At 59.0% G+C, this 13,239-nt stretch carries 13 protein-coding genes; all 13 read left to right on the top strand.

Annotation, left to right across the window (positions count from 1 at the left end; genetic code table 11):
* Positions 1 to 46 precede the first annotated feature (46 nt).
* The 13 genes from NK667_RS19305 (at position 47) to fliG (ending at position 13,232) form a co-directional block, all read left to right on the top strand.
* The gene (locus tag NK667_RS19305) at positions 47 to 1,339 is read left to right on the top strand and encodes a motility associated factor glycosyltransferase family protein (RefSeq protein ID WP_054615757.1); all 1,293 of its coding nucleotides are present in this window, start codon (positions 47 to 49) and stop codon (positions 1,337 to 1,339) included.
* A complete protein-coding gene (locus NK667_RS19300) occupies positions 1,336 to 1,602 on the top strand; it encodes a hypothetical protein (RefSeq protein WP_054615756.1) in 267 nt (88 codons plus the stop codon). Before NK667_RS19305 ends, NK667_RS19300 begins: the two co-directional genes overlap by 4 nt.
* Before the next feature lie 244 nt (positions 1,603 to 1,846).
* On the top strand, positions 1,847 to 2,707 hold the full coding sequence (locus NK667_RS19295) for a flagellin domain-containing protein (protein ID WP_054049306.1): 861 nt from the start codon (positions 1,847 to 1,849) through the stop codon (positions 2,705 to 2,707).
* 88 nt (positions 2,708 to 2,795) lie between these two features.
* Complete coding sequence (locus NK667_RS19290) at positions 2,796 to 3,176, top strand: flagellar protein FlaG (protein WP_054049308.1); 381 nt, start codon at positions 2,796 to 2,798, stop codon at positions 3,174 to 3,176.
* An 82-nt stretch (positions 3,177 to 3,258) separates the two neighbouring features.
* On the top strand, positions 3,259 to 4,680 hold the full coding sequence (fliD, locus tag NK667_RS19285; RefSeq protein ID WP_054615755.1) for a flagellar filament capping protein FliD: 1,422 nt from the start codon (positions 3,259 to 3,261) through the stop codon (positions 4,678 to 4,680).
* Between the two features lie 131 nt (positions 4,681 to 4,811).
* Positions 4,812 to 5,207 carry a flagellar export chaperone FliS gene (fliS, locus tag NK667_RS19280; RefSeq protein ID WP_054049312.1) on the top strand — a complete coding sequence of 132 codons (396 nt, stop codon included), beginning with the start codon at positions 4,812 to 4,814 and terminating at the stop codon, positions 5,205 to 5,207.
* A gap of 10 nt (positions 5,208 to 5,217) precedes the next feature.
* A complete protein-coding gene (fliT, locus tag NK667_RS19275) occupies positions 5,218 to 5,514 on the top strand; it encodes a flagellar protein FliT (protein ID WP_054049314.1) in 297 nt (98 codons plus the stop codon).
* A 173-nt stretch (positions 5,515 to 5,687) separates the two neighbouring features.
* On the top strand, positions 5,688 to 7,163 hold the full coding sequence (locus NK667_RS19270; protein ID WP_054049316.1) for a sigma-54 dependent transcriptional regulator: 1,476 nt from the start codon (positions 5,688 to 5,690) through the stop codon (positions 7,161 to 7,163).
* A 128-nt stretch (positions 7,164 to 7,291) separates the two neighbouring features.
* A complete protein-coding gene (locus tag NK667_RS19265; protein ID WP_161807678.1) occupies positions 7,292 to 8,485 on the top strand; it encodes a sensor histidine kinase in 1,194 nt (397 codons plus the stop codon).
* A gap of 5 nt (positions 8,486 to 8,490) precedes the next feature.
* The gene (locus NK667_RS19260; protein WP_054615754.1) at positions 8,491 to 9,870 is read left to right on the top strand and encodes a sigma-54-dependent transcriptional regulator; all 1,380 of its coding nucleotides are present in this window, start codon (positions 8,491 to 8,493) and stop codon (positions 9,868 to 9,870) included.
* A gap of 217 nt (positions 9,871 to 10,087) precedes the next feature.
* A complete protein-coding gene (fliE, locus tag NK667_RS19255; RefSeq protein WP_054049322.1) occupies positions 10,088 to 10,417 on the top strand; it encodes a flagellar hook-basal body complex protein FliE in 330 nt (109 codons plus the stop codon).
* 15 nt (positions 10,418 to 10,432) lie between these two features.
* Positions 10,433 to 12,220 carry a flagellar basal-body MS-ring/collar protein FliF gene (fliF, locus tag NK667_RS19250; RefSeq protein ID WP_054049325.1) on the top strand — a complete coding sequence of 596 codons (1,788 nt, stop codon included), beginning with the start codon at positions 10,433 to 10,435 and terminating at the stop codon, positions 12,218 to 12,220.
* Complete coding sequence (fliG, locus tag NK667_RS19245; RefSeq protein WP_054049327.1) at positions 12,213 to 13,232, top strand: flagellar motor switch protein FliG; 1,020 nt, start codon at positions 12,213 to 12,215, stop codon at positions 13,230 to 13,232. Before fliF ends, fliG begins: the two co-directional genes overlap by 8 nt.
* Positions 13,233 to 13,239: the final 7 nt, after the last annotated feature.

Raw genomic sequence — 13,239 nt, 5'->3', positions numbered from 1 at the left:
TTAACCTTGAACGCTATTTTTTTGCCTGTAAGTACAGCGAGGCAGCATGAGCGACAGCTTTGACGACAATGCCCGGGTGATCGAGCGGCGCTGGCCGACGCTCTATACGCGGTTGATGCTGGAAGACAGCACGGCCATCCAGGCCGAGTTGTCCGAAGGGTTGGGTTCGACGCTGAGTATCGGCGGCATCCAGCTCACCAGCCGGCATGACCGTGTGCATGAAGCCCGGGTGCAGGCGGTCAGCCTGCCAGCGGACAAGGCGCGGTTGCATGTCTATGGCACCGGCCTGGGGGATTTGCCCGCTGTGCTGCTTGAGCGTGACAACCTTGAGCGGCTGTATGTGCACATTCTCAACGGTGCCTTGTTTGCCTTGGTCCTGCAACTGCTCGACCAGCGGCAATGGCTCGACGACCCCCGCGTGGAGTTGCTGTACGCCGGTGATCAAGCGGATATCTACACGCCGTTCTTTGCGCTGCCCTCCGAGATGGTGCTGGCGGACGACTTCAACGCGAAAATTCGCGATCGTTTGGTCAGTGAAGTGCACCTGAGCTTCAACAACCGTGATTTCGATCCGCAATCCCCGGTGATTCTCCAGCGTTTGCAGGACGGCCTTGAAGTGCTGCTTGCCGACGATGATGTTGCGCAACTGTTCGGAACATGCGCCGGTCAGGAAATCTACGTGATCGGCACCGGACCGAGTCTCGAAAGTCATTTCGAACAGTTGGCGGCGATTCGCGAGCAGGCGCAACGGCCGCTGTTCGTCTGCGTCGACACCGCCTATCGACCGTTGCGTGAGCACGGGATCAAACCTGATCTGGTGGTGAGCATCGATCAGCGCATCAGTTTCCGGCATTTGCCTTTTGAGGACTCCGACGGCATTCCGCTGGTGTACCTGCCCATGAGCGATCCCGAGGTGTTGAAGGCCTGGAGGGGCAAGCGCTATGGCGGTTACTCGGCCAGCCCGGTCTATGCCTCGTTGCGACGCCAGTACGCCAGGGCCGAGTTGTATGTGGGCGGCAGCGTGATTCATCCGGCCGTGGACCTGGCCGTGAAGATGGGCGCCGAACGCATTACGTTGTTTGGTGCCGACTTTGCCTTCCCGATGAACAAGACCCATGCCGGCTGGAGTGATGGTGATCTGGGGCCCGGGGTGAATCTGGCCCGTCACTGGGTGCGCGACGGGCACGGCGAGCGGGTCCGCACACAGCTGAATTTCCGTAGTTACCTGTGTGAGCTGGAGCGATACATCGCCGGACACCCCGAGGTGCGCTTCTATAACAGCAGTCGGGCGGGCGCGATGATTGCCGGCACGCGCTTCAATCAGGAGTTCGTGCAATGAGTGCGCTGGAGCAATGCGTTGACGAGTGCCGGCAGTGCGCCGGGCTGTTCCGCCTGGGCCGGGATGTCGAAGCGGCACTGGCCATGGTCGATGTGTTCGATGAGGCGCAGCGCTTGTTGTCGACGGCGCCTCGGGACATTCAGCTGAAATGGACGCAGGTACTCACACAAATGCTCGCGTGCCAGGAGCGCCAGGATTGGTTGGGACTGGCCGACTTCATGGAATACGAACTGGTGGATTTGCTGGAAAGCGTTCAGCTTTGAAAGTCGACCAACGGCTCTGGTTGGGATGTTTGGGTGTCGGACGGATTTATGGCGTCATTTTTCGGGTGGTGAGAGGCTGCTAAGCCTTTGTTTTCTAGGGGGTGGCAGTGTGATGGCAATATTTTTCAAAAAAGCCCTCAAGCAACCTGCATTTCCGACGATAACTATTACGAAGGTTCTCTAGGCCATACCCGGCGGTTGCCAGGGCCGGAAGCCGCAGTACCCAACCAACGAGGAATTCGTCATGGCTTTAACAGTAAACACCAACACCACGTCGTTGAACGTTCAGAAAAACCTGAACCGCGCTTCCGACGCTCTGTCGACTTCGATGTCTCGTCTTTCTTCCGGCCTGAAAATCAACAGCGCTAAAGACGATGCTGCCGGCCTGCAGATCTCCAACCGTATGTCCTCCCAGATCCGTGGCCAGAACGTTGCGGTAAAAAACGCCAACGACGGTATCTCGATGGCTCAGACCGCTGAAGGCGCTCTGCAAGAATCCACCAACATTCTGCAACGTATGCGTGAACTGGCTGTACAAGCACGTAACGGCACCAACGGCACTGCTGACCAGACCGCAACCAACGCCGAATTCGCTCAGATGTCTGACGAACTGACTCGTATCGCGGCTTCGACCAACCTGAACGGCAAGCAACTGCTGGACGGTTCGGCTGGCACCATGACCCTGCAAGTGGGTTCCAACACTGGTACTGCCAACCACATCGACCTGGTTCTGAGCTCCAAGTTCGACGCCGTCAGCCTGTCCGTAGGTAGCGGTACTGTAGTTCTGACCGGTACTACCGGTACTGGCGTAAGCTCGGCTGCTGCCAACATCGACAACGCGATCACCGCGATCGACGCTGCAATCGCTGCCATCGGTGCAACCCGTGCAAACCTGGGTGCTTCGCAAAACCGTCTGACCAGCACCATCTCCAACCTGCAAAACATCACTGAAAACGTTACTGCTGCTCAAGGTCGCGTACAAGATACCGACTTCGCCGCAGAAACCGCTAACCTGACCAAACAGCAAACTCTGCAACAAGCTTCCACCGCTGTTCTGGCCCAGGCTAACCAGCTGCCATCCGCTGTACTGAAACTGCTTCAGTAATATCGGATAGTGTTTTGGCGGGGGAGTGCGCTTGCGTGCTCTCTCGCTTTTTCCGTTTAAGAGGTTAATAGGTTAAGAGGTGATGGTCATGGACATGAGCGTGAAGCTGAACCTGTCTTACCCGGCCCCGAAACCGGCGGTCAGCACTACCGATAAGCCGGTGGATGCGCCTCGCGCCGAAATTCCCCAGGCTGTCGCTGCAACTGCAAAAAGCTCGAATTCAGACAACTCGGACACTTCGGACAACTCGGATAAGTTGAAAATGGCCGTTCAGGAGATCGAAAAGTTCGTTCAGTCGGTCAAGCGTAACCTCGAATTTTCCATCGATGAAACGTCCGGCAAGGTCATCGTCAAGGTGATTGCCAGCGAATCCGGTGAAGTGATTCGACAGATTCCGTCGGCCGAGGCCATGAAACTGGCTGAAAGCCTGCACAACGCCAGTAATGTTTTGTTCGATGCCAAAGCCTGACACTGGCATGAAACGTGTTTGTACGATCATTGTCCGCGCGTAGTGGTCAAAAGACCGGCGACACTCAGATAGGGAGATGCACATGGCAAGTCCAATTCTACCGGGTTCGGGTCTAGGGTCCGGTCTCGACATCGGTGCGATCGTGACCGCGCTGGTCAACTCCGACAAATCGGCCAAACAGACGCTGATCACCAATCAGACGACGATCAACACGGCCAAGATTTCCGCTACCGGTTCGTTGAAGTCGGCGCTGGCTGCGTTCCAGACCGCAATGACTAACCTGGGCAAAAAAGACGCGCCTGCGTTTTCCGGTTTTACCGCGACGTCGAGTGTTCCGGCGACATTGACCGTCACCTCGGATAACACCGCGGTCAACGGTAGCTACAGCGTTGTCGTGAATAACCTGGCAACCAGTTCGAAAGTGGCCAGCGCGGCGTTTGCCGGCGGAGCCACCAGTGCCATTCCGACTGGTACGTTGAAAATCAGTCAAAATGGTATTGATTACCCGGTAACCATTGCCAGTGGCGCGACCTTGCAGTCGACCCGCGACGCGATCAACTCCACGCTGCAAGGCAAGGGCATCAGCGCCAACATTGTCACCGACTCCAATGGTTCGCGTCTGGTCATCGGTTCGACGGTGACGGGTGCGGGCTCGGACCTCAAGGTCAGCGGTATTGCCGGCCTGGAAATCGACGGTTCCACCAGTCTGGGGACCACTCCGGCCGCTGGCGCGTCAGGCAACATCGGTGGCTTGGCCAAGGATGCACTGGTCACGATCGATGGTCTGAGCATCACCAGCAAAAGCAACACAATCACAGGCGCGGTCGGTGGTCTCAACATGACCCTGGTAGCTGCCAGTGCGACTCCGGTTACGGTCACCGTAGGCACCAACACCGACGGCCTGAAGACTTCGTTGCAGACGTTCGTCGACGCCTATAACACCGTGATCAACACCCTGACCACTCTCACCAAGCCAAGCCTGGATGATGAGGGCAACCCGACCATCGGCGCGGCCATGACCGGTGACTCCCTGCCACGTAACCTGATCACTGCCGTGCGCAATGAGCTGGTGGCGCCAGGGGCGGGCGGTCAATTGTCGGTGTTGTCGCAGTTGGGTATCCAGACCGATCAGAAGACCGGTACGTTGACCATCGATGCGACCAAGTACGCCAAGGCGATGGCGACCCCGGGGATGAGCAGTTCGGTACAAACCCTGTTCTCCGGCACTGACACCAAAAATGGCTTGCTTGCTCGTATGTCGGCGGCCATCACGCCGTACTCCCAGACCGGTGGCATCCTCGATCAGCGCAACACCAGTCTGAGCAAGGTCCAGAAGGACCTGAGCACTCAGCAGACGGCGCTGGACCTGCGGGTGACCAACCTGACGGCATCCCTGACCGCCAAATACAACGCGATGGACCTTTTGGTCGGCCAGATGAAGGCTACCGCCAGCAACATCACTGGCTTCTTCGCGTCGTTGAACGCTCAGCAGTCCGCCAAGTAGTCATGGGCTGACGACAAAAACCCGGCTACGCTTTTCGGCGTGCGCCGGGTTTTTGTCTTCTGATCTAAAGTTTCCAGGCTCGCAGACGATACACTGGTCATACGAGTCATTGAGTGGCAATGAGGTAGAACATGAATCCGATGTTAGCCCTGCGGCAATATCAGAAGGTTGGGGCGCAAGCCCAGACGTCCGAAGCCAGTCCGCACCGTTTGGTGCAAATGCTGATGGAAGGCGGCCTGGATCGCATTGCTCAGGCCAAAGGCGCGATGGAGCGCAAGGACATTCCCGGCAAGGGAACGTCGATCAGCAAGGCTATCGGGATCATCGGTGGCTTGCGTGAAGGCCTGGATCTTGAAAAAGCCGCCGATACCGTCGGTGAGCTCGACCGTCTCTATGCCTACATGATGAAGCGTCTCGCCGAGGCGAACATCAAGAGTGACCCGCGGATTCTCGATGAAGTCGCCGGTCTGCTGCGCACGGTAAAAGAAGGATGGGATGCCATCGCCGCGCCTGGTCCGCAGTTTTAAGGAGATCACCATGAGTCTTGTATTGCAGCGAATCGAACAAACCCGTGAAGCGTTGGTCGGTGCTTTGGCCGAACGCAACTGGGAGGCTATCGGTCAATTGGACCTGGATTGCCGTTCCTGCATGGAAGACGTCTTGAGTGAAGCTTCGCTGGACGAGGTGGCGTTGCGCGCCAATCTTGAGGAGTTGCTTGGGGTTTACAAGGAGCTTCTTGAGGTGGCAATGGGGGAGAGACAAGCGATAGTCGACGAGATGTCTCAGATCCACCAAGCGCAAAACGCCGCAAAGGTTTACCATCTGTTTGGTTAATTAATCCCGGGTTAATCCAAACATAGTGCGCCATAAATTTGACTGTGCACGGTTTTTTGACTTAACTAGTGGCTGGTTCCAGATTTCAGGCGTCTACAGGCATAACGTGTCTGCAAGCGTCTAGCTTGCCCCCTCATTTCGGGCATTGAGTTGACTAGGGAAGTTGCTATTGCATGTGGCGTGAAACCAAAATTCTGCTGATTGATGACGATAGCGTCCGTCGCCGCGATTTAGCGGTGATTTTAAATTTTCTCGGTGAAGAAAATTTACCCTGCGGCAGCCATGACTGGCAGCAGGCGGTCGGCTCTTTGTCGTCAAGTCGTGAAGTCATTTGCGTACTGATCGGGACGGTAAGTGCTCCTGGTGCGCTTTTGGGCCTGTTAAAGACACTCTCAACCTGGGATGAGTTCCTTCCGGTTTTGTTAATGGGCGATAATTCTTCCGTTGACCTGCCTGAAGACCAGCGTCGCCGGGTGCTTTCGACTCTCGAAATGCCGCCCAGCTACAGCAAGCTGCTCGATTCCCTGCACCGTGCCCAGGTCTATCGCGAGATGTACGACCAGGCCCGCGAGCGCGGTCGTCACCGTGAACCCAATCTGTTCCGCAGCCTCGTCGGCACCAGCCGTGCGATCCAGCACGTGCGCCAGATGATGCAGCAAGTGGCCGACACCGATGCCAGCGTGCTGATCCTCGGCGAGTCCGGCACCGGCAAGGAAGTGGTTGCGCGCAACCTGCATTACCACTCCAAGCGTCGTGACGCGCCATTCGTTCCGGTCAACTGCGGGGCGATCCCGGCGGAGTTGCTGGAAAGCGAACTGTTCGGCCACGAGAAGGGCGCCTTTACCGGGGCGATCACCAGCCGTGCCGGGCGTTTCGAGCTGGCCAACGGCGGCACGTTGTTCCTCGACGAAATCGGCGACATGCCGTTGCCGATGCAGGTCAAGCTGCTGCGGGTTCTGCAGGAGCGCACGTTCGAACGCGTGGGTAGCAACAAGACCCAGAGCGCCGATGTGCGCATCATCGCGGCGACCCACAAGAATCTCGAAAGCATGATCGAGATCGGCGCCTTCCGCGAAGACCTCTACTACCGCCTGAATGTATTCCCGATCGAGATGGCCCCGCTGCGCGAACGCGTCGAGGACATCCCGCTGCTGATGAACGAGTTGATCTCGCGCATGGAGCACGAGAAGCGTGGTTCGATCCGTTTCAACTCGGCGGCGATCATGTCCCTGTGCCGTCACGGCTGGCCGGGCAACGTCCGCGAGCTGGCCAACCTGGTGGAGCGCATGGCGATCATGCACCCGTACGGGGTGATCGGCGTGGTCGAGTTGCCGAAGAAATTCCGCTACGTCGATGACGAAGACGAGCAACTGGTCGACAGTTTGCGCAGCGATCTGGAAGAGCGGGTGGCCATCAACGGGCATACCCCGGACTTCAGCGCCAACGCACTGCTGCCGCCCGAAGGCCTGGACTTGAAGGACTACCTCGGTGGTCTGGAACAAGGCCTGATTCAGCAGGCGCTGGATGATGCCAATGGCATCGTCGCACGCGCCGCCGAACGCCTGCGTATTCGTCGCACCACCCTGGTGGAGAAGATGCGCAAGTACGGTATGAGTCGTCGTGATGGTGATGAACAGGCGGATGATTGACGCCTGTTTTTCAAGTCCTTCATTTATAGGCGGTTTTTTTTAGGCACGGGTATTGCTACAGCTCTCGCAACGTTCCGTTTCACTGACGGTCAGCCAAGCGAGAGAGCACGATGCCCCAAGCCGCCCAGATGTCTTCTGTCCCTGACGCTTCGGGGCAACCGTCGTCCGTAGAACAGGCAAGCAGGCTGGGCCTTGAGCAGGCATTCGCCCTGTTCAACCAGATGTCGAGCCAATTGACTGACTCCTACAGCATGCTCGAAGCCCGGGTCACCGAGCTCAAGGGTGAACTGGCGGTCGTCAGTGCCCAGCGCATGCAGGAACTGGCGGAAAAAGAACGTCTGGCCAACCGTCTGCAAAATCTCCTTGATCTGTTACCGGGCGGCGTCATCGTCATCGACGCCCAGGGCATGGTGCGCGAAGCCAACCCGGCGGCGTGCGAGTTGCTCGGGCTGCCTCTGGAAGGCGAGCTGTGGCGCCAAGTGATTGCCCGCTGCTTTGCGCCCCGTGAAGACGACGGTCATGAAATCTCCCTCAAGGACGGTCGACGCCTGTCGATCGCCACGCGTTCGCTGGATGCCGAGCCCGGTCAGTTGGTGTTGCTCAATGACCTGACCGAAACCCGCCAACTGCAAGGTCAACTGGCGCGCCATGAACGCCTGTCATCTCTGGGGCGCATGGTTGCCTCACTGGCCCATCAGATCCGCACGCCGCTTTCCGCTGCTTTGCTTTACGCCAGTCATTTGACTGAACAGGAATTGCCGGTCGCCACCCAGCAGCGCTTCGCCGGCCGCTTGAAAGAGCGTCTGCACGAGCTGGAGCACCAAGTGCGCGACATGCTGGTATTTGCTCGCGGCGAACTGCCGCTGACCAATCGCGTTACCCCCAAGGAACTGATGCAGTCGCTGCAAGCGGCGGCGCTGACCCATGTCCAGGAATTGCCGATCCGCTGGCAGTGCGACAGTCATGCCGGGGAGTTGCTGTGCAATCGCGACACCCTGGTCGGGGCGATTCTGAATTTGATCGAGAATGCTATTCAAGCCAGTGGAGGTGCGGTGCGCCTCAAGGTTCATCTGTATACCCGTGGCAACAACCTGCGCTTGTGTGTCAGCGACAGCGGCAGCGGAATTGATGAGGCCGTGCTGGCGCGCCTCGGTGAGCCATTTTTTACCACCAAGACCACCGGAACCGGCCTGGGCCTGACCGTGGTCAAGGCAGTGGCTCGCGCTCATCAGGGAGAATTGCAGTTGCGCTCGCGGCTCGGTCGCGGCACCTGTGCGCTGGTGTCTCTGCCGTTGTTTTCCAGCGCATCGGATGCGGAGTGAAGGAAATGGCAATCAAGGTTCTGCTGGTCGAGGATGACCGCGCGCTCCGGGAGGCACTGGCGGATACGCTGCTGCTCGCGGGGCACGATTACAAGGCGGTCGGTTCGGCTGAAGAAGCTTTGGCCGCGGTCGGTGTCGAGGCGTTCAATCTGGTCGTGAGCGACGTCAACATGCCGGGCATGGACGGCCACCAACTGCTTGGTTTGTTGCGGGCTCGACAGCCGCAATTACCGGTGCTGCTGATGACGGCGCACGGCGCGGTGGAGCGCGCCGTCGATGCGATGCGCCAGGGCGCGGCGGATTATCTGGTCAAGCCGTTCGAGCCCAAGGCTTTGCTCGATCTGGTGGCGCGGCATGCACTGGGCAATCTCGGCGCCAGCGACGGCGAAGGCCCGATTGCTTTCGAGCCGGCCAGTGCGCAACTGCTGGAACTGGCCGCCCGTGTGGCGCGCAGCGATTCGACCGTGTTGATCTCCGGCGAGTCCGGCACCGGCAAGGAAGTGCTGGCGCGCTATATCCACCAGCATTCCCATCGCGCCAGCCAGCCGTTCATTGCAATCAACTGCGCGGCGATCCCCGACAACATGCTCGAGGCCACGTTGTTCGGCCATGAGAAAGGCTCGTTCACCGGCGCCATCGCCGCCCAGGCCGGCAAGTTTGAACAGGCTGACGGCGGGACCATCCTGCTCGACGAAATTTCCGAAATGCCCATGGGCCTTCAGGCCAAGTTGCTGCGCGTGTTGCAGGAGCGTGAGGTCGAGCGGGTTGGCGCGCGCAAGCCAATCAGCCTGGACATTCGTGTGGTCGCCACCACCAACCGTGATCTGGCCGGTGAAGTGGCGGCGGGGCGTTTTCGTGAAGACCTTTACTATCGGCTGTCGGTTTTTCCGCTGGCCTGGCGCCCGCTGCGCGAGCGCACCGCCGACATCCTGCCGCTGGCCGAGCGCCTGTTGGCCAAACACGTCAATAAAATGAAGCACGCGGCGGCGAGACTGTCGCCGGAGGCCCAGGCGTGCCTGATCGCTTATCCGTGGCCGGGCAATGTCCGGGAACTGGATAACGCCATCCAGCGTGCGCTGATTCTGCAGCAGGGTGGGTTGATTCAGCCGCAGGATTTCTGTCTGTCAGGGCCGGTCGCTTGTGCGCCGTTGCCCGCGTTGGCAGCTGTGCGAGTCGTGGAAGTCGAGGCTGAATCGGCCAGCGCCCTGGGCGATGACCTGCGCCGCCATGAGTTTCAGATGATCATCGACACCTTGCGTTCCGAGCGCGGCCGGCGCAAAGAAGCCGCCGAACGCCTGGGCATCAGCCCGCGCACCTTGCGCTACAAGCTGGCGCAAATGCGTGATGCGGGGATGGATGTAGAAGCCTATTTGTTTGCCACTTGATCCAACTGTGGGAGCGGGCTTGCTCGCGAAGAGGGAGTGTCAGTCGACATTTGTGTACCTGACACACCGCCTTCGCGAGCAAGCCCGCTCTCACAGTGGTTTTTGCTGCGGGTGGCTTTTGTGAAGCAAGACTGTCGAGCTGGCACCCTTGTTGCTAACACCTCAGTACCCGCCGAGTGAGTGTCAAAAAATTGCGGGTCGCCAGAGAGAGTAGACCATGAGCCAAGGTATTGAATTTAATCGATTGATGTTGGACATGCGCTCCATGCAAATGGACGCGATGTCGGCACCGAAATCGACTGCGGCTGTTCCCGAACTGGGTGGCAGCAGCTTTGCCGACATGCTCGGTCAGGCCGTCAATAAAGTGAACGACACCCAACAGGCGTCCAATCAGCTGTCCAGTGCCTTTGAAATTGGCAAGAGCGGCGTTGATCTGACGGATGTGATGATTTCTTCGCAGAAGGCCAGCGTGTCTTTCCAGGCGTTGACCCAAGTGCGTAACAAGCTGGTTCAGGCTTACCAAGACATCATGCAGATGCCGGTTTAAGGACGAGATTGAGTCATGGCAGAAGCAGCCGTCGATAATGTTCCGGCCAAGGCCACTCCAATAGACGGCAAACCGCCGCTGTTCGGGTTGTCCTTCCTGGAAAACCTCTCAGAGATGACCATGTTGCGTCAGGTAGGCCTGTTGGTCGGCCTGGCTGCGAGCGTGGCGATTGGCTTTGCCGTGGTGCTGTGGTCGCAGCAGCCGGACTACCGGCCTCTGTACGGCAGCCTTGCCGGTATGGACGCCAAGCAGGTCATGGAAACCCTGGCCGCCGCTGACATTCCTTACACCGTTGAACCGAACTCCGGTGCCTTGCTGGTCAAGGCCGATGATGTGTCCCGTGCGCGACTCAAGCTCGCGGCCGCTGGTGTCACTCCCAGCGACGGCAACGTCGGTTTTGAAATCCTCGACAAGGACCAGGGCCTGGGCACCAGCCAGTTCATGGAAGCGACCCGTTATCGTCGCGGCCTCGAAGGTGAACTGGCGCGGACCATCTCCAGCCTGAACAACGTCAAGGGTGCCCGCGTGCACCTGGCAATTCCGAAAAGTTCGGTGTTCGTGCGCGATGAGCGCAAGCCGAGTGCGTCGATTCTGGTTGAACTGTATTCCGGCCGCTCCCTGGAGCCAGGCCAGGTGCTGGCGATCATCAATCTGGTCGCCACCAGCGTTCCAGAACTGAGCAAGTCGCAGATCACCGTCGTCGACCAGAAGGGCAACCTGCTGTCGGATCAGGCGGAGAACTCCGAACTGACCATGGCCGGTAAGCAATTCGACTACAGCCGTCGTATGGAAAGCATGCTGACCCAGCGTGTGCACAACATCCTGCAACCGGTGCTGGGCAACGACCGCTATAAAGCCGAAGTCTCGGCTGACGTGGATTTCAGCGCTGTCGAATCGACCTCCGAGCAGTTCAACCCGGATCAACCGGCGTTGCGCAGCGAGCAATCGACCTCTGAACAACGTACCGCCAGCAATGGCCCGCAAGGTGTGCCGGGTGCCTTGAGCAACCAGCCGCCATCGCCTGCTTCGGCGCCGCAAACCACCGGTGGCGCTACCGCGTCGGCTGGCATGGTGCAGCCAGGTCAGCCATTGCTCGATGCCAATGGTCAGCAAATCATGGACCCGGCCACCGGGCAGCCTATGCTTGCACCTTACCCGGCGGACAAGCGTCAACAATCCACCAAGAACTTCGAGCTTGATCGCTCCATCAGCCACACCAAACAGCAACAGGGCCGTTTGAATCGCCTGTCGGTGTCGGTGGTGGTGGATGATCAGGTCAAGATCAACGCGGCCAACGGTGAAACCACTCGTGCGCCGTGGAGCGCCGACGAATTGGCGCGCTTCACTCGCCTGGTCCAGGACGCGGTCGGTTTCGACGCCAGCCGTGGTGACAGCGTCAGCGTGATCAACATGCCGTTCTCCGCCGAGCGCGGCGAAGTGATTGCCGATATTCCGTTCTACTCCCAGCCTTGGTTCTGGGACATCGTCAAACAAGTGCTGGGTGTGTTGTTCATCTTGGTGCTGGTGTTCGGCGTGCTGCGTCCGGTGCTCAACAACATCACCGGTGGCGGCAAAGGCAAACAACTGGCCGGTCTGGGCAGCGACGTCGAGTTGGGTGGCATGGGCGGCCTGGACGGCGAACTGGCCAACGACCGCGTCAGCCTCGGCGGCCCGCAAAGCATCCTGCTGCCGAGCCCGAGCGAAGGCTATGACGCACAGTTGAATGCAATCAAAAGTTTGGTGGCAGAAGATCCGGGTCGTGTGGCCCAGGTCGTGAAAGAGTGGATTAACGCAGATGAGTGATAACCGAGCCGCTGTCGCCAAACTGTCCCGGGTCGATAAAGCCGCGATTCTGCTGCTGTCCCTCGGTTCGACTGACGCCGCCCAAGTGCTGCGCCACATGGGGCCTAAAGAGGTCCAGCGTGTGGGCGTGGCCATGGCGCAAATGGGTAACGTGCACCGCGAGCAGGTCGAGCAGGTGATGAGCGAGTTCGTCGAAATCGTCGGCGATCAGACCAGCCTGGGCGTCGGCTCCGACGACTACGTGCGCAAAATGCTCACCCAGGCTCTGGGCGAAGACAAGGCCAACGGCCTGATCGACCGCATCCTGCTGGGTGGCAACACCAGCGGCCTCGACAGCCTGAAGTGGATGGAACCGCGCGCCGTCGCCGACGTGATCCGTTACGAGCACCCACAGATCCAGGCGATCGTCGTGGCGTACCTCGACCCGGATCAGGCTGGTGAAGTGCTCGGCAACTTCGACCACAAGGTGCGCCTGGACATCATCCTGCGCGTCTCGTCGTTGAACACCGTGCAGCCAGCGGCCCTGAAAGAACTCAATCAGATTCTCGAGAAGCAGTTCTCCGGCAACTCGAATGCCTCGCGCACCACCCTGGGTGGTATCAAGCGTGCGGCCGACATCATGAACTTCCTCGACAGCTCGATCGAAGGCCAGCTCATGGACTCGATCCGCGAAGTCGACGAAGACCTGTCCGGTCAGATCGAAGACCTCATGTTCGTGTTCAACAACCTCTCCGATGTCGACGACCGTGGCATCCAGGCATTGCTGCGCGAAGTGTCTTCCGACGTACTGGTGCTCGCCCTCAAGGGTTCGGACGAAGGCGTCAAGGAAAAGATCTTCAAGAACATGTCCAAACGAGCGGCCGAACTGTTGCGCGACGACCTCGAGGCCAAAGGCCCGGTACGTGTCAGCGACGTGGAAACCGCACAGAAAGAAATCCTCACCATTGCCCGCCGTATGGCCGAAGCCGGAGAAATCGTTCTCGGTGGTAAGGGTGGCGAAGAGATGATCTAAGGTCACT

It is taken from the genome of Pseudomonas nunensis (assembly GCF_024296925.1).
Taxonomy (GTDB): domain Bacteria; phylum Pseudomonadota; class Gammaproteobacteria; order Pseudomonadales; family Pseudomonadaceae; genus Aquipseudomonas; species Aquipseudomonas nunensis.
Note: the sequence above shows the minus strand (reverse complement) of the source record. Positions and strands in the feature narration are given on the sequence as shown.